The organism is Serratia sp. G204Y (assembly GCF_051172435.1).
GTDB lineage: Bacteria > Pseudomonadota > Gammaproteobacteria > Enterobacterales > Enterobacteriaceae > Serratia > Serratia sarumanii.
Genome location: NZ_JBPIZA010000001.1, coordinates 2388891 through 2414656, shown reverse-complemented (window position 1 = coordinate 2414656; position 25766 = coordinate 2388891). Strand labels below are relative to the sequence as shown.

General features: G+C 61.7%; 25 protein-coding genes. 10 read left to right on the top strand and 15 right to left on the bottom strand.

Going from position 1 to position 25766, the window contains the following annotated elements:
• Positions 1-2 precede the first annotated feature (2 nt).
• The 5 genes from ACSBQQ_RS11745 to ACSBQQ_RS11725 all read right to left on the bottom strand — a co-directional run bounded on the left by ACSBQQ_RS11745 (position 3) and on the right by ACSBQQ_RS11725 (position 5007).
• A complete protein-coding gene (locus ACSBQQ_RS11745; protein WP_033647053.1) occupies positions 3-1526 on the bottom strand; it encodes a flavodoxin domain-containing protein in 1524 nt (507 codons plus the stop codon).
• Between the two features lie 5 nt (positions 1527-1531).
• A complete protein-coding gene (locus ACSBQQ_RS11740; protein WP_060428261.1) occupies positions 1532-1957 on the bottom strand; it encodes a PAS domain-containing protein in 426 nt (141 codons plus the stop codon).
• 222 nt (positions 1958-2179) lie between these two features.
• Positions 2180-3886 (bottom strand): D-lactate dehydrogenase, encoded by a 1707-nt coding sequence (gene dld / locus ACSBQQ_RS11735; protein ID WP_060428263.1) that lies wholly within the window; start codon positions 3884-3886, stop codon positions 2180-2182.
• Between the two features lie 126 nt (positions 3887-4012).
• Positions 4013-4807 (bottom strand): type I methionyl aminopeptidase, encoded by a 795-nt coding sequence (gene map / locus ACSBQQ_RS11730; RefSeq protein ID WP_047568762.1) that lies wholly within the window; start codon positions 4805-4807, stop codon positions 4013-4015.
• Positions 4804-5007 carry a ParD-like family protein gene (locus ACSBQQ_RS11725; RefSeq protein WP_006324220.1) on the bottom strand — a complete coding sequence of 68 codons (204 nt, stop codon included), beginning with the start codon at positions 5005-5007 and terminating at the stop codon, positions 4804-4806. The genes map and ACSBQQ_RS11725 overlap by 4 nt, the downstream gene beginning before the upstream one ends.
• A gap of 168 nt (positions 5008-5175) precedes the next feature.
• Here ACSBQQ_RS11725 and ddlA point away from each other — a divergent pair, with 168 nt between their 5' ends.
• A complete protein-coding gene (ddlA, locus tag ACSBQQ_RS11720) occupies positions 5176-6279 on the top strand; it encodes a D-alanine--D-alanine ligase (RefSeq protein ID WP_060387420.1) in 1104 nt (367 codons plus the stop codon).
• A gap of 34 nt (positions 6280-6313) precedes the next feature.
• Here ddlA and ACSBQQ_RS11715 read toward each other — a convergent pair whose 3' ends face one another.
• Positions 6314-7093, bottom strand: a complete 780-nt coding sequence (locus tag ACSBQQ_RS11715; protein ID WP_060387421.1) for an ABC transporter substrate-binding protein — start codon at positions 7091-7093, stop codon at positions 6314-6316.
• 34 nt (positions 7094-7127) lie between these two features.
• Positions 7128-8282, bottom strand: a complete 1155-nt coding sequence (locus ACSBQQ_RS11710; protein ID WP_033647046.1) for a methionine aminotransferase — start codon at positions 8280-8282, stop codon at positions 7128-7130.
• A gap of 118 nt (positions 8283-8400) precedes the next feature.
• Here ACSBQQ_RS11710 and ACSBQQ_RS11705 point away from each other — a divergent pair, with 118 nt between their 5' ends.
• The 3 genes from ACSBQQ_RS11705 to ACSBQQ_RS11695 all read left to right on the top strand — a co-directional run bounded on the left by ACSBQQ_RS11705 (position 8401) and on the right by ACSBQQ_RS11695 (position 12729).
• Positions 8401-9321, top strand: a complete 921-nt coding sequence (locus tag ACSBQQ_RS11705) for a LysR substrate-binding domain-containing protein (protein WP_033647045.1) — start codon at positions 8401-8403, stop codon at positions 9319-9321.
• Positions 9322-9433: 112 nt separating this feature from the next.
• On the top strand, positions 9434-11731 hold the full coding sequence (gene bglX, locus ACSBQQ_RS11700) for a beta-glucosidase BglX (RefSeq protein ID WP_033647044.1): 2298 nt from the start codon (positions 9434-9436) through the stop codon (positions 11729-11731).
• Positions 11732-11805: 74 nt separating this feature from the next.
• Complete coding sequence (locus ACSBQQ_RS11695) at positions 11806-12729, top strand: PEP phosphonomutase (RefSeq protein WP_033637556.1); 924 nt, start codon at positions 11806-11808, stop codon at positions 12727-12729.
• Here ACSBQQ_RS11695 and ACSBQQ_RS11690 read toward each other — a convergent pair.
• Positions 12726-13754: a methyltransferase gene (locus ACSBQQ_RS11690; protein WP_060428265.1), complete on the bottom strand. Its 1029-nt coding sequence runs from the start codon at positions 13752-13754 to the stop codon at positions 12726-12728. The two genes, ACSBQQ_RS11695 and ACSBQQ_RS11690, sit on opposite strands and share 4 nt — an antisense overlap.
• 354 nt (positions 13755-14108) lie before the next feature.
• Here ACSBQQ_RS11690 and ACSBQQ_RS11685 point away from each other — a divergent pair, with 354 nt between their 5' ends.
• The 5 genes from ACSBQQ_RS11685 (at position 14109) to ACSBQQ_RS11665 (ending at position 18225) form a co-directional block, all read left to right on the top strand.
• A complete protein-coding gene (locus ACSBQQ_RS11685) occupies positions 14109-14501 on the top strand; it encodes a hypothetical protein (RefSeq protein ID WP_038879962.1) in 393 nt (130 codons plus the stop codon).
• 186 nt (positions 14502-14687) lie between these two features.
• On the top strand, positions 14688-15737 hold the full coding sequence (locus tag ACSBQQ_RS11680) for an ABC transporter substrate-binding protein (protein WP_033647041.1): 1050 nt from the start codon (positions 14688-14690) through the stop codon (positions 15735-15737).
• Complete coding sequence (locus ACSBQQ_RS11675; RefSeq protein ID WP_033647040.1) at positions 15734-16735, top strand: FecCD family ABC transporter permease; 1002 nt, start codon at positions 15734-15736, stop codon at positions 16733-16735. The genes ACSBQQ_RS11680 and ACSBQQ_RS11675 overlap by 4 nt, the downstream gene beginning before the upstream one ends.
• The gene (locus ACSBQQ_RS11670; RefSeq protein WP_033647038.1) at positions 16728-17507 is read left to right on the top strand and encodes an ABC transporter ATP-binding protein; all 780 of its coding nucleotides are present in this window, start codon (positions 16728-16730) and stop codon (positions 17505-17507) included. The genes ACSBQQ_RS11675 and ACSBQQ_RS11670 overlap by 8 nt, the downstream gene beginning before the upstream one ends.
• Positions 17500-18225, top strand: a complete 726-nt coding sequence (locus ACSBQQ_RS11665) for a substrate-binding domain-containing protein (RefSeq protein ID WP_080431100.1) — start codon at positions 17500-17502, stop codon at positions 18223-18225. Before ACSBQQ_RS11670 ends, ACSBQQ_RS11665 begins: the two co-directional genes overlap by 8 nt.
• Before the next feature lie 28 nt (positions 18226-18253).
• On the opposite strand, the gene ACSBQQ_RS11660 is transcribed toward ACSBQQ_RS11665, so the two are convergent.
• On the bottom strand, positions 18254-19054 hold the full coding sequence (locus tag ACSBQQ_RS11660; RefSeq protein WP_079656314.1) for an alpha/beta fold hydrolase: 801 nt from the start codon (positions 19052-19054) through the stop codon (positions 18254-18256).
• Between the two features lie 236 nt (positions 19055-19290).
• Between ACSBQQ_RS11660 and ACSBQQ_RS11655 the strand changes: the two genes are divergently transcribed.
• Complete coding sequence (locus ACSBQQ_RS11655; protein WP_033647034.1) at positions 19291-20046, top strand: CDP-diacylglycerol diphosphatase; 756 nt, start codon at positions 19291-19293, stop codon at positions 20044-20046.
• A gap of 48 nt (positions 20047-20094) precedes the next feature.
• Here ACSBQQ_RS11655 and ACSBQQ_RS11650 read toward each other — a convergent pair whose 3' ends face one another.
• The 6 genes from ACSBQQ_RS11650 to lsrK form a co-directional block, all read right to left on the bottom strand.
• The gene (locus ACSBQQ_RS11650; RefSeq protein WP_060387426.1) at positions 20095-20397 is read right to left on the bottom strand and encodes a hypothetical protein; all 303 of its coding nucleotides are present in this window, start codon (positions 20395-20397) and stop codon (positions 20095-20097) included.
• Positions 20394-21029 carry an AAA family ATPase gene (locus tag ACSBQQ_RS11645; protein ID WP_033637564.1) on the bottom strand — a complete coding sequence of 212 codons (636 nt, stop codon included), beginning with the start codon at positions 21027-21029 and terminating at the stop codon, positions 20394-20396. Before ACSBQQ_RS11645 ends, ACSBQQ_RS11650 begins: the two co-directional genes overlap by 4 nt.
• Before the next feature lie 271 nt (positions 21030-21300).
• Positions 21301-21642: an HNH nuclease YajD gene (gene yajD, locus ACSBQQ_RS11640; protein ID WP_060428270.1), complete on the bottom strand. Its 342-nt coding sequence runs from the start codon at positions 21640-21642 to the stop codon at positions 21301-21303.
• A gap of 79 nt (positions 21643-21721) precedes the next feature.
• A complete protein-coding gene (locus ACSBQQ_RS11635) occupies positions 21722-22615 on the bottom strand; it encodes a LysR family transcriptional regulator (RefSeq protein WP_033647029.1) in 894 nt (297 codons plus the stop codon).
• 59 nt (positions 22616-22674) lie between these two features.
• Positions 22675-23859, bottom strand: a complete 1185-nt coding sequence (locus tag ACSBQQ_RS11630; RefSeq protein WP_033647027.1) for an MFS transporter — start codon at positions 23857-23859, stop codon at positions 22675-22677.
• Positions 23860-24080: 221 nt separating this feature from the next.
• Positions 24081-25646 (bottom strand): autoinducer-2 kinase, encoded by a 1566-nt coding sequence (gene lsrK / locus ACSBQQ_RS11625; RefSeq protein ID WP_033637567.1) that lies wholly within the window; start codon positions 25644-25646, stop codon positions 24081-24083.
• Positions 25647-25766 lie beyond the last annotated feature (120 nt).

Sequence of the window (25766 nt, the reverse complement as noted above, 5' to 3'; positions counted from 1 at the left end):
TCTCAATAGAGCTCCAGATGCAGGCGCTGCTGCTCAATCAGCGTCTGCCACAGGTTTTCCGCCCCGCAGGCTTGCTCCAGCGCCGTCGCCACGGCATGTTCCAGATACTGACGATTGCCGCACAGGTAGACATGCGCGCCCCGCCGCAGCAGGCCGCTGACGACACCGGCGTGATCGTCGATGGCGTGTTGCACGTAATACTTGTCGGCGGTGTCGCGCGAGAAGGCGGTGATGAGCCGCGTGAGTACGCCCGCCGCGTTCAGCGTGACCAACTCCTCGCCATACAGGAAGTCTTCATCGCGCCTTTTCTCACCGAAGATCAGCACGGTTTCACGCCGTTCGCCCTGGGCGGCCATTTCGCGCAGTAAGCCAATCAACGGTGCGATGCCGGTACCGGTGCCGATAAGCAGCACCGGTACGGTGGTATCGCGCGGCAGGTAAAAGCCGGGGTTGGCGCGGCAGAAGAGGCGGAAAGAGCCGGGTTGGCTGAGCAGCCAGCCGGTCGCCGTGCCGCGCCGGGTGCGGCCGCCGCGTTCATAATGCACGTCGCGCACGCACAGATCGAGGCTCTCTTCCCGCGTTGCCGAAGCGATGGAGTAGGCGCGCGGCAGGCAAACGGGCAGCAGCGTCAGCAGGTTCTCCAGCGTGACCGCGTGCGGCGGGCAAAAATCGTGCAGCACGTCCAGCAGATCGGCGCCGTACAGATAACTCTCCAGGGCTTTGCGCTGGCGGATCTTGAGCAAGCCTTTGAGTTCTTCGTTGTCGGCCAACTGCGCCAGTTCACGCAGCGTCGTTTTGCTGAGCTGGCGCAGCTCCCGGCGGCGCAGCGCGTCGGCGGCCTCCGGCCTGCCGAGCCAGTCAGCCAGCCGGGTCAATAATCCTTCGTCGTTCTCCGGCAACAGATAGACGGTATCTCCCGCCCGGTAAACGATGCCGCTGCCGGCGATATTCAGCCGCAGGTGCCAGGCCTGCGGGGTGCGTGCGCTGAGCGGCCGCCGTTCGAGGAGGGCGGCGCTGAACGCATGGTCTTCACCGTAGGCGGTCACGCGCAGATGTAAATCGCGGCCGGCCTGGGCATCGCCGGCCAGCACCTTCTCAAGCGTCTTCAGCCAGGTTGCGAAGAACGGTTCGAAGTTAACGTCGGCGTCGACGCGATTGACGATGGCCTGGGCGCCGTATTGCGTCAGGCGTGCATCCAGCGCCTGCGTGAAGCCGCAGAAATGCGGGTACGCGGTGTCGCCGAGGCCGAAGATGGCGTAGCGCAACCGGTGGCGGTCAGGCCATTGCGCCAGCGCGTCGGAAAAACGCTCGGCGTTGGCGGGCGGTTCGCCGTCGCCAAATGAGCTCGAGACGATCAGCAGGGCGTCACGCTCGCCCACATCGGCGGGCTGGATGGCGTTGAGTTCTTTCACGACGGGGCGGTAGGGTTGCAGGCTGCTTTGCTCGCCCAGGCGCATCGCCAGCGCCCGGGCGTTGCCCGACTCCGAACCGTAACCAATCAGGATGCGTTCGATAAGGTCGGCCATGGCGGTTACTTGTCGTAGTGGTTGTCGAACTGTTCTTTGGCGAATTCCACCGATTCGAAGTCGGTCATCAGATCGTTGATCACGCGGCGGATGCTGATATAGGCCGCGATATTGCCCTGGGCGTCATACAGCGGCTGCACCGTGGTGTCGACCACGTACAGCACGCCGCCTTTGCCGACGTTCGGAATGATGCCGGTCCAGATGCCGCCCGCCTTGATGGTGTCCCACATCGCTTTGTAAACCGCTTTCGGCACGGAAGGGTGGCGCACGATGCTATGGGGCTGGCCCACCAGCTCTTCCCGGGAAAAGCCGGTCAGCTGGCAAAACAGATCGTTGACGTAGGTGATGGTGCCCTGCAGATCGGTGGTGGAGATCACCATCACTTTATCGAGCGCGGTTAACAGCTGGGCGGAATCGAGGGTCTGACTCATGGTAGGTTCCTTCTCATTAACAACTTCGCGGTGATTGCCACGGCGGATGCCATGTATCCGTCATGACAGTTTTGTAATTGATTCTCATTTGCGATGAATGGTAATCGGGAAATTTATAAGTTGCAATAAGAATGCATCTTTAAGGGCGCAGAAAGATCACGATGAGGCAGGCAGGGGAGAGTCGGCCCGCGCCGGGTGCGGCGGCGGGCCAATCGGGCGGTCTTAGCGGGGGCCTTCGGCCCAGCCTTTGCGTTTACTGGTTTTGCCGATGCCGGGGTTGAAGCTGTTGGTCGGATCGGCGGCGTGGTAGAACGCCTGCAGATCCGGTTTGGCGTGATACAGGTGGCCGACGTTATGCTCCGCCGGGTACTCGGCGCCGCGCCGGTTGAGGATCTCGAGCATCTTTTCTTTCAGCGCGTGGCTGTCGACGCCTTTTTTCACCACGTAGTCCTGATGGAAGACGTGGCACATAAAGTGGCCGTAATACAGCTTATGCACCAGCTGGTTGTCGATTTCCGGCGGCAGCGTTTCAAACCAGTCGGTGTCGTTGCGGCGCAGGGCGATATCCAGCGCAAGAATATCTTCCACCTTGTCGGCGTGCACCGCATGGTAGCGCACGGCGGCGCCGGCGGCGGCGAAGCGGTGCAGGAAGGCCTTTTTGCCTTCGTCAGGCGTACAGGCGAAGAAAGCGCCTTCGGCCTGGGCGAAGTACTCGGTCAGGTAGCGCTGCGCTTCGTCTACGCCGGGGCCGGCCATCTTCAGCAGCAGGTGATGTTCGAAACGTTCGCGGTAGTCCTTCATGCGCTTCGGCAGGTGGCTCGGCGCCAGATGGCTCAGGCCCTGCATCAGCCGGTCGGTCAGGTTGTGCGGCAGCAGCGGCAACTTGTTGAGGCTGGCGTCCATGCGGCCTTTCAGGGTGAAGAAGCGCGGCATCTGATCGGTGCCGAGCTTGTCGATCATCATGAAGGTGTCTTTGCCGTACACCTCGGCGATGTCGAAGATATCGCGGTGCATGTATTCACCGGCCACCGGCAGGTTGTCGAACTGGCTCAGCATGTGGCGGCGCAGCTCGGTCAGCACCGCGGTGTCGTTGGTGCCGATATAGAATACCTGTTCTTTGCCTTCTTTCTCGAAGGTGTCGAGCCGCACCGCGAACACCGCCAGCTTGCCGGCGCAGCCGGAGGCCTCGAACAGGCGGCGTTTGTCGGCGTTAAAGCGGGAAGGGGTGTCGGCATCGACGTCGCGCACCCGGCTGGCGTACTCGTTATCCGAGGCGCGCAGCTCGCCGTATTCGACGTCGGTCGGGCGATAGTCGCCTTTTTCCAGCCGGGTGAGGATCTCTTCCGGCGTGTCGCCGAGGCGGATGCCCAAATGATTCACCAGGCGCAGTTGGCCGTCTTCCCCTAGCTGGGCGTACAGCGCCATTTCGGTATAGGCCGGGCCGCGTTTCACCAGCGAGCCGCCGGAGTTGTTGCACACGCCGCCGATCACCGAGGCGCCGATACAGGAGGAACCGATCACCGAATGCGGTTCGCGGCCGTAGGGTTTGAGCAATTTCTCGAGGTGGTGCAGGGTGCTGCCGGGGAAGCCGACCACCTGCTTGCCGTTGTCCAGCACCTGAATATGGTCGAGGCGCAGGGTGCTGACGATGACGATGTCGCGATCATAGTCGTTGCCGCTGGGGGTCGATCCTTCGGTCAGGCCGGTATTGGCGGCCTGCATGATGACGATTTTGTCGGCGGCCACGCAGGCCTGCAAAATGCGCCACAGCTGCAACAGGCTGGTGGGAAACACCACCGCCAGCGCCTGGCCTTCGCCGGAGCGGAACCCCTTGCGATACCGCTCGGTGTTGCGATCGCCGGTCAACAGCTGCGGGCCGCCGACGATGTCCTTGAGCTGATTGATAAACGCCTGATTGCCTGACTGCATGCTGTCTGTCTCCCTGTCATCCCCGTCGCTTTAACCGCGGCGCCGGAGTGCCGCATATAAGCTAAGAGGTTATCAATTAAATAACTTATTAAGCTATCAGCTTAGCCGGGCTAATGGCTTGTGGGTTTAGTAGCGCTCGGCGTAGCCGGCCCGGCGCTCTTCGTCGCGCAGCGTCAGGATCTCCACGCCGTCGGCGGTGACCGCCACGGTGTGCTCCCACTGCGCCGACAGTTTTTTGTCGCGCGTCACCACCGTCCAGCCGTCTTTCTTCTGCTTGATGCGGCGGTCGCCCTGGTTGATCATCGGCTCGATGGTGAACACCATGCCTTCCTGCAGCACCAGACCGCTGCCGGGTTGACCGTAGTGCAATACCGCCGGCTCTTCATGCATATCGCGGCCGATGCCGTGGCCGCAATACTCCCGCACGATGCTGTAGCCGGCCTGCTCGGCGTGCCGCTGGACGGCATGGCCGATATCGCCGAGGGTGGCGCCCGGTTTCACCGCGCGAATGCCCTGCCACATCGATTCATAGACGTTGTTCACCAGCCGTTTGGCCAGCGGCGTCACCTGGCCAATGCAGTACATCTTGCTGGAGTCGGCGATGTAGCCGCCGTTTTCCAGCGTGATGTCCACGTTGACGATCATGCCGGAACGCAGGATTTTGCTGGCCGACGGCACCCCGTGGCACACCACGTCGTCGATTGAGGTGTTGAGCACATAGGGGAAATCATACTGCCCTTTGCTGGCCGGGCGCGACTTCAGCTCCTCGACGATAAACGCCTCGGCGCGGTCGTTGATCTCCATGGTGGAGATGCCTTCGACGATGACCTCATCGAGCATAGCAAACACTTTCGCCAGCAGGGCGCCGGAATGGCGCATTTTGGCAATCTCTTCCGGTGTTTTAATCACAATCTGTTTCACCCGACAATCTCCTTCAGCGTCAGCGCGTTATCTTTCATCATCTTTTTTACCAGCTGTGGGTAGGTCAGTTCCGGATGGAACTCCGCCAGCATGCCGATCTTGATCCAGTACTCGGCCTGCGCATTGATCGAACGCGTCATGGTCAGGCTGGCGAGGCGCAGATCGTCATGCAGCGCGTCTGAAATTTTTACGATGCCCATCGGCGTCTCCCTAAGTGAACGATATACGAAGTGTATACGTTTAGGATGGTCGCGATGTGGCATTCCGTGGCGTAAGAAGATTCTGGCGACAACGATTGCCGCCGCCGGGCAATGCGTTTATTGTGATGAACGACTTTTTTGCCATGATTTTTCAGAAGGATTTAAGGCGTGACTAAACTACGTGTTGGGGTGATTTTTGGCGGTAAATCGGCGGAGCATGAGGTGTCGCTGCAGTCGGCCAAAAACATTGTGGATGCAATCGACAAAGAGAAGTTTGACGTCACGCTGCTGGGGATCGACAAACAGGGGCAGTGGCACATCAACGACGCCTCCAACTACCTGCTCAACGCCGAGAACCCGGCGCTGATCGCGCTGAACCGCTCGAACAAGAACGTGGCGCTGATCCCGGGCCAGGAAAAACAGCAGCTGATCGAAGCGGGCAGCGCCGGCGCGCTGGGCCAACTCGACGTCATCTTCCCGATCGTGCACGGTACGCTGGGGGAGGACGGCTCGCTGCAGGGGCTGCTGCGCATGGCCAATATGCCGTTCGTCGGCGCCGGCGTACTCGGCTCGGCGGTCAGCATGGACAAAGATGTGACCAAGCGCCTGCTGCGCGACGCCGGGCTGGCGGTGGCGCCGTTCGTCACCCTGACGCGCGCCAACCGCGCCGGATTCACGTTTGAGCAACTGAGCGAGCGCCTCGGCCTGCCGCTGTTCGTCAAGCCGGCCAACCAGGGCTCGTCGGTCGGGGTCAGCAAGGTGGAAAACCGCGCCGAGTTCGACGCGGCGGTATCGCTGGCCTTCAGCTTCGATCACAAGGTGCTGGTGGAGTCGGCGATCGTCGGCCGCGAGATCGAGTGCGCGGTGCTGGGCAACGACGATCCGCAGGCCAGCGTGTGCGGCGAGATCGTGCTGAGCGACGCCTTCTATTCTTACGACACCAAATACATCAATGAGCAGGGCGCTCAGGTGGTGGTGCCGGCGGCAATCGCGCCGGAAGTGAGCGACCACATCCGCGAGGTGGCGCTGAAGGCGTTCCGCACGCTGGAGTGCTTCGGGCTGGCGCGGGTGGATGTGTTCCTGACGCCGGACAACCAGGTGGTGATCAACGAAATCAACACGCTGCCGGGCTTCACCAATATCAGCATGTATCCCAAGCTGTGGGCCGCCAGCGGCGTCAGCTATCAGGCGCTGATCACGCGCCTGATCGAATTGGCGCTGGAGCGCCACCAGCAGGATCGCGCGCTGAACAGTTCGGTGTTCGATCGCTAAACGCGGCAGGGGGCGGCGGTGCCGCCCCCGTCTCTCACTTCACCGTCACGTCGATGTCGCCGAAATACTTCTTCGACAGCGCCGCCACCGTACCTTGCTGTTTCACTTTGGCGATGGCGGCATCCAGTTTTTTCTTCAGCGCCTCATCCCCTTTACGCAGGCCGAAGGCGATACCTTCACCGAGGATTTTGTCGTCGCGCACCGCCTCGCCGACGAAGGCGAAGCCTTTGCCGTCCGGCTGCGACAGGAAGCCGCTTTGCCCCGACGGCGCCATCACCAGCGTGGCGTCGAGCCGACCGGCCGCCAGATCGAGGTAAACCTGGTTCTGATCCTGATAAGACACCACGTCCACGCCCGCCGGCGCCCAATGGGTTTTGGCGTAAATCTCCTGAATCGATCCTTGCAGCACGCCCACGTGTTTGCCCGCCAGCGATTTGGCGTCCGGCAGCAGGCCGCTGCCGGCTTTGGCGATCAGGCGGTTCGGCACCTGATAGATGGCGTCGGTGAAGGCGATCGCCTGACGCCGCTGTTCGGTCACGTTCATCGCCGAGTTGATGGCGTCGAACTTGCGCGCCTGCAGCGCCGGGATCAGGCTGTCGAACGAGGTTTCCACCCAGCTGCATTGCAACTGCGCGGCGGCGCACACCGCGTCGCCCAGTTCGATGTCGAACCCTTCCAGTTTGCCGCTGGCGGATTTGGATTCGAACGGCGGATACAGCGCTTCCAGGCCGAAGCGCAGGCTGTTTTCCGCCGCCAGCGAAGCGCCGGCGGCCAGCAGGCATCCGGCGGCGAACAGCGTTTTCAATGCTTTCATAGGCAGTGCCCCTTTCCCATGGTTGGACAAAAAATCACACCTGGCTCAGGCGGCGCGCGCCTTCCAGCAGGGTCTCGTTATCTTTGGAAAAACTCAGCCGGATAATGCCGGTATCGGTGCTGTCGCTGTAGAACGCCGACAGCGGGATCGTCGCCACCTTCGCTTCGCGGATCAAGCGCACGGCGAAATCATTGTCGCTTTCGTGACTGAAGCCGCTAAAGCGTGCCAGCATGAAGAAGCTGCCGCGGCTGGGCAGCAGCTCAAAGCGCGAATCCTGCAGGGCGCTGGCCAGCAGATCGCGCTTTTGTTGATAAAACGCTGCCAGCCCCAGGTAGCTCTGCGGGTTGGCGAGCGCGGCGGCGAAGGCGTGCTGCATCGGCGTATCGGCGGAGAACACCATGAACTGGTGCACCTTGCGGATCTCGTCCATCAGCGCCGCCGGCGCCAGGCAGTAGCCGACGCGCCAGCCGGTGACGTGGTAGGTTTTACCGAACGACGACACGATCACGCTGCGTTCCGCCAGCTGCGGGTAGCGCGCCATGCTGTGGTGAATATCGCCGTCGAACACCACGTGCTCGTAGACCTCGTCGGACAGGATCACGATGTCGGTGTCGCGGGTCAGGGCGGTCAGACGTTCGATGTCGTGCGCGTCAAACACCGCGCCGGTCGGGTTGTGCGGCGTGTTGACGATGATCATGCGCGTTTTGCCGTTGATGGCGGCGGCCACTTCGTCCCAGTCGACGCGAAAATCCTGCAGCGACAGTTTGATCGCTACCGGCGTGGCGCCCTGCAGGCGCACGATCGGCGCATAGCTGTCGAACGCCGGTTCGAAATAGATCACCTCGTCGCCGGGATGCACCAGCGCGCTGATCGCCGAGTACAGCCCTTCACTGGCGCTGGCGATCACCGTGATTTCTTCGTCGGCGTCATAGCGTGCGCCATACAATCGTTCAGCTTTTTCCGCCAGAGCAGCACGTAACGCCGCCACGCCGCTCATCGGCGCGTATTGGTTATGACCTGAGCGCATGGCTTGCGCCGTTGCCTCGATCAGCTGCGGGTCACCGGCGAAGTTGGGCGCGCCCTGCGACAGATTGAGGGCCTGATGTTCGGCGCTGAGTTGGCCAATGACGGTGAAAATGGTGGTGCCGACGTCCGGCAGCTTCGAGCGGGATGAACAGGCGCTCTGCATGATGGGCTCCAGTCAAACAGGGAAGTGTTGAGCGATTAAGCATCAGCCGGCGTAGGCGGACAAGGGAAAGTTTGTCATACTTGCCATGCACTACGATCATACCTAATCGAGGCCCGCTATGCCGATATCCCTGCCGTCGCTCGACGTGTTGAAAACCTTCGTGGTGGTGGCGCAACGCCTCAACTTTACCCATGCCGCCCGGCAGCTGCACCTGACGCAGGGGGCGGTCAGCCGGCAAATCCTCGGGCTGGAACAGCGCCTGGGCTATCCGCTGTTCAGCCGCCAGGCGCGCGGTTTGGCGCTGACGCCGCAGGGCGCGCAGCTGCTGGTGCCGGTGCAGCAGGCGCTGGGGCAGTTGGACGAGGCGCTGACGCGGGCCGTCGCCCCGCCGGGGGCGCTGCGCATCAAATGCCCGACCTGCGCCATGCGCTGGGTGCTGCCGCGCATCATTCGCCTGCAGAATGAACGGCCGGACATGCATATTGAGCTGACCGCTTCGGTGTCGCACGGTCTGGATTTCAGCACCGAGCAATTTGACGCTGCGGTGGTATTCGGCCGGCCGCCGGGCAAAAAGCTGAGCGCGCACCTGCTGTTCGATGAAATCCTCACGCCGGTCTGCACGCCGACGTTTCTGCCGCCAACGCCCCGGCTGGCGGACTTGACGGACAAAACCCTGCTGCACCCGACGCGCGATCGGCGCGACTGGCTGCGCTGGCTGAAGGCGGCGGGGGCCGATGCGCTGCCGTCCGGCAAGGCTCAGCATTTCGATACCCTCGATCTGGCGATGAGCGCCGCGCTGCAGGGGTTCGGCATCGCCATCGGCGATCTGTGCCTGCTGGAGGAGGATATTCAGGCGCGGCGTATCGTCACGCCGTTCCCGCTCTGCGTCAGCAGCGGCGCGGCCTATTATTTGGTCTATCCTGAACGCGGGGCGCCATCGCCGGCGCTGGCGCAGTTTATCGATTTCCTGACGGCGGAGGCCGCCGACAGTCGCGCCCGGCTGCAGAATTACCTGCCGATAACCTGTAATGCTTTGTAAACATTAACGATGCGAATTCCCTTGGCGATGAAACAGAGTGTGGCAAACTGTTTCTTCACTCCGATTAAACTCCGCGGCGTTGGCGGCGGAAACACGCCTGAGATAAAACAAGATGAAATGGCTTTGTGTGGTGAGTATGTTGTCCGGTCTGGCCCTCAGCCCGGCTTTTGCGCAGGAAACGCCGATAACGCAGGGCATGCACGCCCAGCAGCGCGACGCCTTCGTGTCCAATTTGATGAAGCAGATGACGCTGGAAGAGAAGATCGGCCAGCTGCGGCTGATCAGCGTCGGGCCGGATAACCCGAAAGAAGCGATCCGCGAGGGCATCCGCAAAGGGCAGATCGGCGCCATCTTCAATACCGTTACCCGGCCGGATATCCGGGTGATGCAGGATCAGGCGATGCAGCTCAGCCGCCTCAAAATCCCGTTGTTCTTCGCCTATGACGTGGTGCACGGTCAGCGCACCGTGTTCCCGATCAGCCTGGGGCTGGCGGCCAGCTTCGATCTGGAAGCCATCGCGCTCAGCGCTCGGGTGGCGGCGCAGGAGGCCAGCGACGACGGCCTGAACATGACCTTCGCGCCGATGGTCGATATCACCCGCGATCCGCGCTGGGGCCGGGTCTCCGAAGGCTTCGGCGAAGATACCTGGCTGGTGTCGAAAATCGCCAAGGTGATGGTCGACGGTTTCCAGAACGGCGACCCGGCCAAACCCGGTTCGGTGATGGCCAGCGTCAAGCACTTTGCGCTGTACGGCGCCGTCGAAGGCGGCCGCGATTACAACACCGTCGACATGAGCCCGCTGCGCATGCATCAGGACTATCTGCCGCCTTATAAAGCGGCGGTGGATGCCGGCAGCGGCGGGGTGATGGTGTCGCTCAATGCGATCAACGGCGTGCCGGCCACCGCCAACCCGTGGTTGCTGAAAGATCTGCTGCGCGACCAGTGGGGCTTTAAAGGCATCACCATCAGCGACCACGGCGCAATTAAAGAACTGATTAAACACGGCGTGGCCGCCGACGCGCGCGACGCGGTGCGCCTGGCAATCACCTCCGGCGTCGACATGAGCATGAGCGACGAGTTCTACGACAAATACCTGCCGGGCCTGGTGAAAGACGGGCTGGTGGCTGAAAGCGATATCGACCGCGCCTGCCGCGACGTGCTGAACACCAAGTACGACATGGGGTTGTTCACCGATCCGTATGTGCATCTGGGCCCGGCGGGTGCCGATCCGCAGGACACCAACGCCGAAAGCCGCCTGCACCGCGCCGAGGCGCGGGTGGTGGCGCGCAAAACGATGGTGCTGCTGAAGAACGATAAGCAGACGCTGCCGCTGAGCAAACAGGCGACCATCGCGCTGGTCGGGCCGATGGCCGACAGCCAGCGCGACGTGATGGGCAGCTGGTCCGCCGCCGGGGTGGTCAAGCAGTCGGTGACCCTGCGCGAAGGGCTGGAGCGGGCGGTGGGCGACAAGGCGCGCATTCTTTACGCCAAGGGCGCCAACGTCACGCAGGATAAGGGCATTATCGACTACCTGAATGAGTATGAGCCGGCGGTGGCGTTCGACACCCGTTCGCCGCAGCAGATGATCGACGAAGCGGTACAGGCGGCGAACAAGGCCGACGTGGTGGTGGCGGTGGTGGGGGAATCGCAGGGCATGGCGCATGAGGCCTCCAGCCGCGCCGACATCACGATCCCGCAGAGCCAGCGCGATCTGATCGCCGCGCTGAAAGCCACCGGCAAGCCGCTGGTGCTGGTGCTGATGAACGGCCGGCCGCTGGCGCTGAGCTGGGAGAGCGAGCAGGCGGACGCAATGCTGGAAACCTGGTACAGCGGCACCGAGGGCGGCAACGCGGTGGCGGACGTGCTGTTCGGCGATTACAACCCGTCGGGCAAGCTGCCGATGACCTTCCCGCGCTCGGTCGGCCAGATCCCGATGTACTACAACCACCTGAACACCGGCCGCCCGTTCGGCAAGGAGAATCCGGGCAAGTACACCTCGCGCTACTTCGATTCGCCCAACGGCCCGCTGTATCCGTTCGGTTACGGCCTGAGCTACACCACCTTCAGCCTGTCGGATCTGACATTGTCCAGCCCGACGATGGCGCGCAACGGCAAGCTAACCGCCAGCGTCACGCTGAAAAATACCGGCAAGTACGACGGCGCCACGGTGGTGCAGCTGTATCTGCAGGACGTGACCGCCTCGGTCAGCCGGCCGGTGAAAGAGCTGCGCAACTTCAAGAAAGTGACGCTGAAGGCCGGTCAGTCGCAGCAGGTTGAGCTGCCGATTAGCGAAGACGATCTGAAGTTCTACAACGCCAGCCTGAAATGGGGGGCGGAGCCGGGCAAATTCAACGTGTTCGTCGGCCTGGACTCCGACAACGTGCAGGCGCAAAGCTTTACGCTGAAGTAACCCTGTCCCCCTCGTTCGCCGCGCTGAGCGAGGGGCATCTATTCATTCCCGCTAACGTCATCGGAGCTTGCCTCATGAAACGCTATCTGGACTGCAGCGCCAGCGATCTGGCCGATATCGGCAAAGCCGATCTGCTCTACGCCATCCGCGCCAGCGAAGGGCGCATCTTGGTCAGCGAAACCATCGCGGTCACTCAGCCGCTGCTCAATAACGTCACCAACGCCGAGCTGGCGGCCAGCCAGGGCGCCGACCTGCTGCTGCTGAACCTGTTCGACGTCGACCATCCGCACATCGCGGGCCTGCCCGCCGACGTGCCGCCGCAGGAGGCGCTGCGCACGCTGCAGCGCCTGACCGGGCGGGTGATAGGGGTGAACCTGGAGGCCGTCGATCCGGCCTTCGCCACCGAACATAACGATTTCTGGCAGATGACGGCGGGTCGTGCCGCCACCGCCGAGAATGCGCGCAAGCTGTATCAACTCGGCGCGCGCATGCTGGTGCTGACCGGCAACCCGAACAACGGCGTCAGCAATCAGGCGATCGCCGCCGCGCTGAAAGCGATCCGTGATGAGGTGGGCGACGAGATGGTGCTGGTGACCGGCAAGATGCACGGGGCCGGTATCGTGCGCGAAAGCGGCAGCCAGCTGATCGGCGAGCAGGACATCGCGCTGTTCGTGGAGAACGGCGCGGACATCGTGCTGTTGCCGGCGCCCGGCACCATTCCCGGCATGTCGCAGGAGAAAGTGGCGGCGCTGATCGCTTATGCGCAGCGGCAGGGCGCGCTGGCAATGACGGCGATCGGCACCTCGCAAGAGGGGGCCGACGTGCAGACCGTGCGGCAGATTGCGCTGATGAGCAAAATGGCCGGCGCGGATCTGCACCATATCGGCGATACCGGCTATCTGGGGCTGGCGCTGCCGGAAAACATCTTCGCTTACAGCGTGGCGATTCGCGGCGTGCGCCACACCTACAGCCGCATGGCGCGCTCGGTGAACCGCTAAGCCTGGGGCTTTTGCGCCGTCACGATGCTGAAATAGCCGAGCGACGGCAGCACCTGAGTAGGCCCGAAGCCGACGTCGTGCAGCAGGTCGCCGATTTCCCTGCCGGAGTATTGGCGGCCCTGCGTCCATCCCATCATCATCAGGCTGTACCCCGCGGCGGCAGGCGGCCCGTCGCCGTCATCGTTGTACAGCACTTCGTGGATCACGATCCTCCCCCCGGGCGGGAGGGCCGCATAGCTCTTTTGCGCCAGGAAGCGGTTCTTGTCCATCGGCCAGTCGTGGAAAATATTGGAGTACAGGTGCAGATCCGCCGCCGGGTAGGGATCGCGCCACATATCGCCGCTGTGGGTGCCGATGCGCTGGCTGAGACCGTAATGGCGCGCGTAGTCGGCGGCGAGCGGGCACACCTCCGGCAGATCGAACACGGTGCAGGTCAACGTCGGCCAGTGGGCCGCCAGGCTGATGGCATGGGCGCCGGAGGCGCCGCCGATATCCAGCGCCGCGCGGCAGGCACCGAGGGGCAACAGCGCCGGCCAAACGCTGGCCGAGCCCATGCTCAGGCTGTGCATGGCGTGGGTAAACCGCCGCATTCTGTCGGCGTCGAGCGTATGGGTTTCAAACAGCTCCTGCTCGCCGTACACCTGCGAGGTATTTTTTCTGATGGCGCTTTCCAGGTTTTTCAGCGAGAAAATTTCGCTATTTTCAACCATCAAATCCCAGAAGTAGCCGAAATAATGCGGGTTGTTTTTTAACAAAAAGGTTTCCGCTTCCGGCGTGAGAGAGAATGTTTCACCGTCTCTGTCTATCAATTTCAATGCCAATAACGCCATGACCAACGTTTCCGCCGGGCGTCTTTCCACATTGGCCTGAGCGCATATATCGGTCAGGTTGCGGGGGTGCAAAGCAATAAATTCAAAGATGCCCAGGCGATGCGCGATAAGTACCGCCGGATAGAGATATAAATTCATCGTGATATCGAGAATGGTTTTGTCGTCGCATTGCGGCGGCCGGACGGAATAGTTCATGTGAATCCCCTCCCACTAGGCATGGCGCGTCTTAACAGGCTATGTCACGCCTGTGATTTTAGCAAAGGGCGGGAGCACGATTGACCGCAGGCCAACACTTCCGTTGCAAATAATTCCTGGGTGAGATTATTTTTAATATGAATTGAGCGCGGCCAATATCGAGCATGAAAAAATGATACCGGGCGGGGGTCATTACCCTATCGTGCGTTTTTATTTTATTGGGGGTTAACTTAATCACAGTTATTAACGCGTTAGGGTTGTGCTAATCTAGGCCGCCGTTATACCGTAGCGGTGTTCGCATTCTTTTTGTGAATAATTAAAACTTAACTATTTCATTATTAAAACGAGTTAACAATGAAAAAAAGCATTCTGACCGGCATGATTGCCGCGACTCTGGGCCTGTTCAACACCGCTAACGCTGAAGGGATGGATCCTGCCGCATTGAAAAACGTTTATGACATCACGCGCAATACCGCCGGGCTGATGTCTTACTGCGTCGATAAAGGCTTCCTGAAAGCCGACAGCATCGACAACGCCAAGAAAATGGTGGCCTACGTGGCGGCTATTCCCGGCGGCGTCGACACCCGCGATGGCGACAAGCGCGAAGCGATGGGCCGAGAAGGCAATGTGCTGAACGACGACGGCAAAGTGGTCGCGTTGGAAAAAGAAGCGCCGCAGGGGCTGCAGGCATGGTGCCAGCAGGCTGACGAAGGGATCCGCCAGGGGCTGACGTCTATCGGTCAGTAAGTCTTCTTCACGCGCCCTTACAGGGCCGATGGGATCCGTCGCCACACCGGCGGATCCGCTTCCAGGATCGCATTCACGCCTCGTTTTACCTCCCGAGTACCCGCATCCGGTTTGATCCCGCTGATTGTTTCGCCATGCACATCGCTATATTATTTGCTATACAACGATAATCAACCGGTCACTGCCATGTTTAACTTTCTCCCGCGCCTGCTGTTGGCGCTTGTTTTGTTTTCCACCGCCGCCCAGGCGGATCGCCAGGTCACCGATCAGCTCAATCGCCAGGTCACGCTGCCCGATCGCATCACCCGCGCGGTGGTGCTGCAACACCAGACGTTGAACCTGTTGGTGCAGCTTGATGCGATGCCTCAGGTGGTCGGTGTGCTCAGCAGTTGGAAAAAGCAGCTGGGGCCAAACTACCTGCGGCTGGCGCCGACGTTGGCAACCCTGCCGATGCCGGGCGATCTGACTTCGGTGAATATCGAGAGCCTGCTCGGCCTGCATCCGCAGGTGGTGTTCGTGGCCAACTATGCGCCGCCGGAGATGATTGCGCAGATCGAACGGGCGGGCATTCCGGTGGTGGCTATCTCGCTGCGCCGCGAGGCGGCCGATCAGGCGGGTAAAATGAATCCGCAGCTGAGCGATGAGGATCGGGCCTATACGCTGGGGCTGCAGGACGGCATTCGCCTGATCGGCGAGGTGATGTCGCGTCAGCCTCAGGCAGAAGCCCTGATTAAGGACGTCATTCAGCAGCGCGCGTTGGTCGCCGAACGGCTGCGCGATCTGCCGGAAAATCAGCGGGTGCGGGTGTATATGGCCAACCCCGATCTCACCACCTACGGCGCCGGCAAATATACCGGGTTGATGATGCGGCACGCCGGTGCGCTCAACGTAGCGGCGAAGGACATTCAGGGGTTTAAACAGGTTTCTATCGAGGATGTCCTGAAGTGGGATCCGGCGGTGATTTTCGTGCAGGAGCGCTACCCGGAGGTGGTGAAACAGATCCTGACGTCACCGCAGTGGCAGCCGATCGACGCGGTGAAGAATAAGCGGGTCTACCTGATGCCGGAGTACGCCAAGGCCTGGGGGTATCCAATGCCGGAAGCGATGGCGTTGGGTGAGTTGTGGATGGCGAAAAAACTTTACCCGCAGCGTTTTGCCGATATCAATCTGCAGCAGCGGGTCGACGCTTACTATCAACGTTATTACCGCGCCACCTGCTGCCAGAGCGGGCAATGAGGCTGGGCTGGCTGGCATTGTTGACGCTGTGCTGCGCGCTGTTTTCGCTCGGCGTTGGCCGCTTTCAGGTGCCAATAACGCACAGCCTGATGATTTTGCTGGAGCCGTTCACCGGGCAGCATTATGCCGGCATCGATGCTATCCAACGCCAGGTGATCCTGGTTGTGCGCGTGCCGCGAGTGCTGTTGGCGATGGGCGCCGGCGCAGCGCTGGCCCTGTGCGGCGCGGCTTTGCAAGGCGTCTTTCGCAACCCGCTGGTCGACCCGCATATCATCGGCGTGTCGTCCGGCGCGGCCTTTGGCGGCACGCTGGCTATCCTGCTCAGCCTGCCATTGGCGGCGCTGCTGCTGTCGGCTTTTGTTTTCGGCATGGCGGCGCTGCTGTTGATTTTCACTCTCACCAGCGCCATTGCGCGGCGCAATATTCTCTCTTTGGTACTGGCGGGAGTGATCCTCAGCGGCTTCTTCTCAGCCTGCGTCAGCCTGATGCAATATCTGGCGGATACCGAAGAGAAACTGCCGAGCATCGTGTTTTGGCTGCTCGGCAGCTTTGCCACCGCCGATCGGCAAAAGCTGCTGATGCTGTTTGTGCCTTTGCTGTTGGCCGGCGGCTTGCTGTTGGCGCTGCGCTGGCGCATCAATCTGCTGTCGTTGGGTGATGAGGATGCCGGTGCATTGGGCATCAACGTTGAGCGCACCCGCTGGCTGATTTTGACGCTGTGCGCCGCCATCGTGGCCGCCCAGGTGGCGGTCAGCGGCAGCATCGGTTGGGTCGGCTTGGTGATCCCGCACGTGGCGAGGCGGCTGGTGGGGCCGGATCACCGGCGCCTGTTGCCGGCTTCACTTTGCCTGGGGGCCCTGTACATGCTGGTGATCGACGATTTGGCGCGCACGCTGAGCAGCAGCGAAATCCCGCTGGGCATTCTGACCGCGCTGATTGGCGCGCCGCTGTTCGCGCTGCTGCTGCGTCGCGCGCAAGTGAGAGGCTGGCATGACTGACACCTTATTGGCCGCCAGGGGCGTGAGTTTCGCCTGGCCGGGCGGGGCTCCGCTGTTCCAACATCTGGACATTCAGCTGCGGCGCGGCGAAGTGCTGGCGATATTGGGCCCGAATGGGCGTGGCAAGAGCACGCTGCTGCAGCTGTTGTTAGGCAGCCTGACGCCGCAATCCGGCGAGATTGAGCGCCACGGTGAGATGGGCTTTGTCCCGCAGCACTTTGCGCCGCCGTTCGCCTATCGGGTGCTAGATATCGTATTGATGGGGCGGGCGCGCCATGTCGGCCTGTTCCGTTCACCGTCAGCCGAGGACCATCGGCTGGCGAGAGAAGCGTTGCAGTCGTTGGATTTGCAGCACCTGGCAGAGCGCGAGTTTGGCAGCCTATCCGGCGGTCAACGTCAATTAGTGATGATCGCCCGCGCGTTGGCGATGCGCTGCGAGGTGTTGATCCTGGATGAACCGACTTCGGCGCTGGATCTGCATTATCAGGATCGGGTGTTGAGCCTGATGGCGAGCCTGGCGCGGGAGCAGCAGTTGGCGGTGGTGTTCTCTACGCATCAACCCAATCATGCTCACGCGGTGGCCGATCGGGCTTTGCTGTTGGGCAAGGAAGGGCGCAGCCGGCTCGGTGCCTGCCGCGAGGTGTTAACGGCGCAATCCCTGTCACCCCTGTTCGAGCTGGCGATCGAACGGGTGCCGCTGACGGTGGCGGGCCGCCGTTACGCGACGCTGGTGCCGCTGTATCGCAGCCAACTGGAGCGACATGATGAGTGATATCCTGCTGTTTGCCGCCGGCAGCCTGCGGCTGGCGTTTGCGCCGCTGCTGTCGGCGTTTCAGCGGCGCGCCGGGCAAAAAGTCACGGCGGAATTCGGCCCGGCGGGGTTGTTGCGCCAGCGGATAGAGAATGGCGAGCGGCCACAGCTGTTCGCCTCGGCCAACGTGGCGCACCCGCAAAGGTTGGCGGATCTTGGGATAGCGGGGGCGGTGCAGATTTTTGCGCGCAATCGGCTCTGTGTGACGGTACGCAACGTGCCGGCATTAACCGAACGTCCGCTGCCGCAGGTGCTGTTCGATCCCCACTGGCGCCTTGCTACCTCGACACCGGAGGCAGATCCTTCCGGCGATTATGCGCTGCAGCTTTTCGAACGTTGTGAGCAATACTGGTCGGGGCAAGGGGAAGCGTTGCGCCGCCGGGCGCTGCCGTTGGTTGGCGGCAGGGATTCTGCCCCGGTGCCGGCGGGCCGATTGGCAGCGGAATATCTGATCGCCGGCGGGCAGGCGGATATTTTTCTCGGCTACGCCAGCTATGCTCCGGCCTTAGCCGCCTACCCGACGTTGGCGGTGCGGCCGTTGGCGCCGCCGCTGGACATCGAGGCGGATTACGGTTTATGCCTGTTGGATGACGGCGCGCAGCGGTTAGCCGCATTTATCTTGAGCGAACAGGGGCAGGAAATCCTGAGCCGACACGGGTTTATGCGGCGCGCGGAATGACTCGCCGGGCCTGGCGGCCCGGAGAATGTTACCAGAACAGCGGTGTGGTGTTTTCAGCCAGAAACGCCAGCAGGATTTCGTTGACCGCCGTCGGGTTTTCCTTGTTGCTGATATGCCCGGCGTTGGGGATCAGCACGTGCCGACAGCCGAGAAGATCGGCCATGCGCTGGCCTTCCGCCGGCGGGCGCGGTTTATCCTGCGCGCCGGTGATGACGATGCTGGCGGCGGTGATGTTTTCCAGCAGCGCCAGCTTGTCGGGGCGACCGAAGATCATCCGGCCCAGCGGGACGATGCTCTCGCGCAGGCGAGCGGCGGGCAGGCTCTGCAGATGGGCCAACAATGGTTGCGACAACGCATCGGGTACTTCGTCGGAATAAAACTGCGCGGCGATATACTCCAGCAACGGCGAGGTGATGGCGCCGGCCTGTTCAACGGCCGCCAGCATGCCCATATAACGCTGCCGCGCCTCCGGCGTTTCGTCGCCCAGATAGCTGTCCATCAGCGCCAGCACCTTGACCCGCTCAGGCGCCAGTGCTGCCAGTTCGGCGCCCCACATGCCGCCGACGGACAGGCCGACGATGCCGAACTCTTCAATATCCAAATGATCCATCAGCGCCAAATGATCGGCGGCGATATCCGACAGGCTGTTTCGCCCGGCCGGCAGCGCCGGTGAGTCGCCGTGGCCCCAGAGATCCGGCACGATCAGGCGGTAGCGTTTCGCCAGCGCTTCGAACTGCGGTGCCCACATGTTCAGATCGAACAGATAGCTGTGGCCCAGCAGCAACGGAAAGCCTGAGCCCACGTCGAGATAATGCAGGGATTTGCCCATCGTTGGCATCTTATCGGTTCCTTATATAAAGAGAGTCCGGCTGCTTATATCACACTCATATTCAACCTGCGGTATTAATTTACCTTAAATTACTTAGGTAAATCCTTATTTTTAATTTCTCTTGATAACAAGACGTCAATGAAAGGTAACGCTAAGGATAATATTCTGGTGACGATAAGCGCCTTGGTTTATGCTGGCGCTCCTTTCAAGATGGAATAGCTAAACAGGGAGTCACGATGAAAAGACTTTTCAGACTATTAATTATTTTGCTTGTCATTTTGCTGCTGGCGGCGGTGCTGTGGTGGTTCTTCGGGCGTGGTAATCCGAATGCGCTGTGGCAAATCGTCAGCCAACAGTGCGTGCCCAATCAGCAGCAGAACAACGATCCGGCGCCCTGCTTAAAGGTTGATTTAACACAGGGTTATGTGCTGTTTAAGGACAGCAAAGGCCCCTATCACGATCTGGTGATGCCAACCGAAAAGGTCAGCGGCATCGAGAGCCCGGCATTGCAGACGGAGCACGCGCCGCCTTATTTCGCCCAGGCCTGGAATAACCGCGAACATATATCCGGCGAGTTGGGTAAGCCGTTAAAAGATGCGTGGCTTTCGCTGGCGGTCAATTCGAAATATGGCCGTTCTCAGGATCAGCTGCATATTCACGTTGCCTGCCTGCGTCAGGATATCTATAACGCGCTGGGGCAACAGGCGGAGCAATTAGATCAGCAGTGGCGCCCGCTGGCGGTGAAATTGGTCGGCCACCAATATCTGGCCAGAAAATTGGCGGGCACCGATTTAACCCAGGAAGATCCTTTCCGTTTGCTGCACAACTATGTGGTCGAGCAGGGCGACAGCATCGGCAATTATGGCCTGGCGCTGGCGGTCAGCCCGCAGGGTGAGATGCTGCTGTTGGCCAACCGTTTGAAGTTGACCGATCTGAACCTGGGCTCGGCCGGCGAAATTCAGGACTACCACTGCGCGGTGGCGGGGAACTGAAGGTGATGACAACCCGCCGGCGATGGCCAGCCGGCGGCTGCCGCGCGGTCAGAGCTTCTTCAGCAGCGCCAGCAGCTGCGCTTCGCTTTTCTCCGCCAGCCCGTCGATGGCCAGCTTGATGATGTCGGAGCGGGTAATGCGCACGATGCCGCTGCGCGCCGCCTGGACGATCACTTCATCGATGGCTTCAATGTGGCTGTCCGTCAGGCTGACGGAAATCGCCTTATAGGTGCGCTTGCGGCCGGCCGGTTTGGCTTCCGGCGCGGGCGCCGCGACCGGCAGCGTGTGCGAGGTGGCGCTGTTGATGAATTCGTCTTCCGACATGCGGTGGGTGGGGGCGCGCTTCTTCACAGGATCACCTCTTTCACCAGGCATTCAATTTCGCTCTGCGCCTTTTCGTTGTTCGCCTCATGCACGGTGATGGCTTCGCCCCAGGCGTCGCGGTAAATCTTGCGGTCGCACAGGCGGTGGCTCACCAGGGTGAACTCCGGGTATTCGCTCAGCACCTGCGCCGCTTCGTTGGCTTCATTGATGAAGATGTTGGTCGGGCACATGTTCAGCACGATGTAGCCTTTGACCTTCTCGTTGTATTCCTGCGCGGTGGAGAACATCTCCGACAGATAGCCGATGGTGTCGAGATCCATCTGCGAAGGGCGCAGTGGCGAGAGGAACAGATCGGCGGCCAGCAGCCCGGAGCGCAGTTCGGCGCTGTCGCGGCCGGCGGTGTCGACGATCACGTAGTCGTAATGGCGATCCAGTTCCAGCAGCGTTTCCTTGATTTTGCCCGACGCGGCCACCACCGGAATGTGCGGCAGCCCCTCGACGTTCTGACGGTCGTTGTACCAGGTCATGATCGATTTCTGGTCGTCGGCATCGACGATGATCGCCGTCTTGCCTTGCTTAAGAATCAGATACCCGGCGATATTCACCGCTTTCGTCGATTTGCCGACGCCGCCTTTTTGCGAGCCAATCAGAACAATCATGCTGCCATCTCTCAAGTTATTAAGCTGATAACTTATTAAGTTAATGTGCTTATTAGGTTGATAATCAAACAGGTTAACAAGAACAACTCGCGAACAATATGCACCAACTGCGGCGGCTTGCCAAGCCAGTATGTCGTTAACTGCGCAGCTTATTTTGCGCTGGATGGCCCGGATGGGTAAGTAGGAATTCTCTGGGAAGTGGCGGAACGGAAGAGGGAGTTGTTAATTTAACAGCTTAATAAGTTAGTGGCTCATTAAGCTGTCGGTGGCGTTACTTCTTCATCATCGCCTTCAGGTTGGCGAACGGGTTATGGGTGGCGACGCCGACATCTTTCTGCGCGTCTTCACCGGCCACCACCGTCGAACCGTATTGATCGGCCTCGGTGTATTTCGAGTGTTCATGGTCGTGGCAGTACAGGCACAGCATTTCCCAATTGCTGCCGTCTTCGGGGTTGTTGCTGTGATCGTGATCGATGTGGTGCACCGTCAGTTCGCGCAGGTTGGAATAAACGAACTCGCGCGAGCAGTGCCCGCATACCCAGGGGAACAGTTTCAGCGCTTTTTCGCGATAGCCGGTTTCCAGCTTCGCATAGTTTTTGGGGATATAGGCCATGGTGGTCGTCCGTCGTGAATCACTATGCGGCAAATAATACCACACTGCGTGCGGCGACAACGTGCGGCTCATCCTGTCGCTAGCGAAATGTCTCCACCGCCCAGTCGATAAACGCCCGCAGCTTGCCGCTGAGGTGGCGATTGGACGGGTACACCACGTACATCTGCTCCGGCGGCGGCTGCCAGTCGTGCAGCAGGCTGACCAGCTCGCAGCGCTCGAGGTGCGGCTGCGCCATAAACCGATAGATCTGGATGATGCCCAATCCGGCCAGGCTCGCCGCCAGCAGCGCGTTGCCTTCGTTAATGCTGACCGGGTAGCGCTGTTGAATGGCGATCTCTTTGCCGCGTTCGACATAGCGTTGCGGATGGATGCGATCGTTGACCGGATGGCGGTAGTGCACCATCGGAAAACCCTGCTCCAGATCGCACGGGTGGCGTGGGGCGCCGTGGCGCGCCAGATAAGCCGGGGTGGCGCAGCTGACCCAGTCCAGATCGAACAGACGCCGGGCGATCAGGCTGGAGTCGGCCAACGGGCCGCTGCGGATCACGCAGTCCGCGCTGTCGCTGATCAGATCGATAACGCGATCGCCGATGCTGAGATCGATCTGGATTTGCGGGTAGCGTTCCAAAAAGCCGGGCAGCGCCGGCAACAGCAGCTGGCGGGCGGTGCCACTGCCGGTATCGATGCGCAGCACGCCCTGCGGAGAATTCTGTGACTCGGTCAGACAGCCCTCCATCTGCTCCAAATCCGCCAGCCATTTCACCGTATTCTGGTAATAGCATTCGCCTTCGCGGGTGACCGACACGCTGCGGGTGGTGCGCTGGAACAGCTTGGTCTGCAGGTGATCCTCCAGATTCTGGATCAGCTTGGTGACCGTCGCTTTCGGCATGCCCAGCGAATCGGCGGCGCGGGTAAAACCGCCGGTTTCCACCACGCGGTTAAATACCCGGATAGCGAGCAAATGATGGTCCATAGGTTCCCAACGTCATGCCCCGGCAGTGGCCGGGGCATGTTTCTGCAGATAGATAATGATTAACACTGTTTAGCGCCAATCGCACCGGAGCGCAAGCTGAGGCCGAACACCAGCGTGGCGGAGAGGATCAGCGCGCCGCCGAACAGCATGGCGCTGCTGACGCCCTGCCAGTCCACCACCTCGCCGCCCAGCAGTGCGCCGGAGGCCAGCGCGATCTGGATGACGCACACCAGCAGCGCCTGGCCGGCTTCCGGCGCCTGCGGCACCGCGGCGAACATCCAGTTGGTGGCGCATACCGGCACGGCGCCGAACGCCAGCCCCCAAACCAACACCATCAGCGTGGCGCCGGCGAGGCCGCTGAGCAGCGGCGAAACGATCAGAATGCCCGCCAGCATGGCGGCGATCAGGATAAAGGTGGCGCGCAGGCTGTACTCCCCCAGACGCTCGCCGAGGAAGGTGCCCAGCAGGCCGATGGCGCCATAGGCCAGCAGCTGCAGCGAGATCGCCGATGGGCTGAGCACGAACACCTGTTGCAGCAGAGGGCGCAGATAGGTATAGGCGGCGAAGTGGCCGATGAACAGCAGCACGATGGCGATCAGGCCGATGCGCGCCATCGGCAGGCGCAGCGGCAGCACCAGATCGCGCGGCGTAACCGGCCGGGAAGGCGGTACCGACGTAAGTAAACGCAGCTGCGCCAACAGTACGCCGACCGCCAGCGCCGCCCCGCCGAAGAAGGCGGCGCGCCAGCCGAACAGATCGCCGATCAGCGCCCCCGCCGGCACGCCGCACACCGCGCCGACCGAGATGCCGCTGAGGATCAGCGCGGTGGCGCGGCCCTGGCTGGCTTCCGGCACCAGATGGCGGCCGTAGTTGGCGGCGAACGACCAGAAGCCGCCGACGCAGACGCCCAGCAGCACGCGGCCCAACAGCATCATCGGGAAGTTGACCGCCAGCGCCGCCACCAGGTTGGACACCATCAGCAGCAACGACAGTCCCAGCATCAGCAGGCGTCTGTCCAGCCGGCCGGAAGCCAGGCTCAACACCGGTGCGGCCACCGCCGCCACGATGCCGGGCATGGTGACCATCAGCCCGGCGGTGCCGGTGCTAACGCCGAGCGAAGGGGCGATGTTGGTCAGCAGGCCGATCGGCAGAAACTCGGTGGTGACCATGACAAAACAGGCGACCGTCAGCGAGAAGATCGCCGGCCACGGGGATGATGCAGGTTTATCTTTATTATTCAGCATAATGCCGCTCGTCTTGGGTGAATGCGCAGGCCGCGCTCGGGGCGCGGTGTGACCGAAGTCACAATCTACGGCAGGCCGAAGCCGCGGATAAATCCGTTTGCGGTGGTTACACTGTTTCTGAGGGGAAACAATCGCCGGCGGCGAGTGAAAACGCGGCTTGCGCCGCGCTACGGGGGAAAGGAATAAAACGGCATAAGGTTATGACCGAATGCCGCTTGCGTTTAAAGCCCCGGCGCTTTCCACAGCGAGGTGGTCAGGCCGTTATCCACCAGCGTCAGCTGATCGGCGTAAACCTGCCGCCAGGTTTCTTTCTGTTCCTGATACAGCGCATGGTGGGTCATGTCGGGTTGATGCTCGCGCTCCCAGCGCACCAGGCGTTCGCCGGTTTCGGCCAGCGACTCGAACAGCCCGGCGCCGACGCCGGCGGCGATCGCGCAGCCCAGCGCGGTGGCTTCTTTCACCACCGGCACCCGCACCGTCAACCCGGTGACGTCGCTGAGGATCTGGCTCCACAGCTTGCCCTTGGCGCCGCCGCCGGCGAACACCAGCGAGCGCGCCTGCACGCCGGAGAAGGCGGCGATCTGCTCCAGGTTGCAGGCGGAGACGATGGCGGCGTTCTCCTCCAGCGCGCGGAACAGCGTCTGTTTATTGCAGCGCTCCGGGTCGATCGACATATTGATGAACGACGGCGCCGCGTGATACCAGGTTTTGAAATGCATGGCGTCGGAGAAAATCGGCATCACGCCGTAGGCGCCCGGCGGTACCCTGGCCGCCATCTCTTCCAGCAGGCTGTAGGCATCGACCCCCAGCCGCTCCGCCAGCAATTTTTCCTCCGCGCAGAAGGCGTCGCGGAACCAGCGCATGGTCAGGCCGGTAAAGAAGCTGATGGATTCCGCCTGCGCCATGCCGGGAATGACGTGGGGGTTGATGCGGATGTTCATTTCCGGATCGATGGCCGGCTCCGGCAGGTTGACGATCTGCTGCCAGAAGGTGCCGCCGAGCACCGCCGTCTGCCCGGCGCGCACGATGCCAAGCCCCAGGCTGCCGAGCTGCACGTCGCCGCCGCCCATCACCACCGGGGTGCCGCGCAGCAGCCCGCTCTCCTGCGCCGCCTGTTCGGTGACGCGCCCCAGCACGCTGCCGGTCTCTTTCACCGGCGACAGAATATCGGCGCGCAGCCCGGCCATGTCGAGCAGCGCCGGCCGCCAGTCGCGGCTGGTCAGATCCAGCATGCCGGTGGTGCCGGCGTTGGAAGGATCGACCGCCAGCTCGCCGCTGAGCATGTTGGCCAGCCAGTCGCTGATCATGGTCAGCGTCGCCGCCTGGCGGTAGATGTCCGGCCGATGGTGCGCCAGCCACAGCAGACGCGGCATGGCACTCAGCGCCAGAGTCTGGCCGGAGTATTGATACACCTCGCGTTCGAAGCCGTGGTTATGCAACTCTTTCAGCTCGCTGACTTCGTGGCTGGCGCGCGCGTCGACGTTGGCGCAGGCCCAGATCGGCACGCCGTTGCGGTCGTACAGAACGATGCCTTCACGCATCGAGCAGCAGGCCACCGCGCGTATCGCCTGCGCCGTCAGCCCGGCGCGCTGCAAGGCCTGGCGAATGCACTGGCAGGCCAGCTGCCAGTTGCGGCTGAGGTCAAACTCCATCGAGCCGGGCACGCCCGGCACCGCCAGGTGTTGCCACTCCGCCTGGCCGTGCGCGATCTGATTGCCCGCCAGATCGAAGATCACCGCGCGAATACTGCCCGTTCCTGCGTCCAGCGCCATCAAGTAGTTATCCATAGCCTATGCTCTCAGGGGGAGGAGTGTTAACTATAGATGCCGCCGCCATACCCCGCCGGGGGAGGAGTGGGCGTCGCCGATGCGATTTGTGAGCCAGGCGGCAAAATTGCCGTTGCGGCA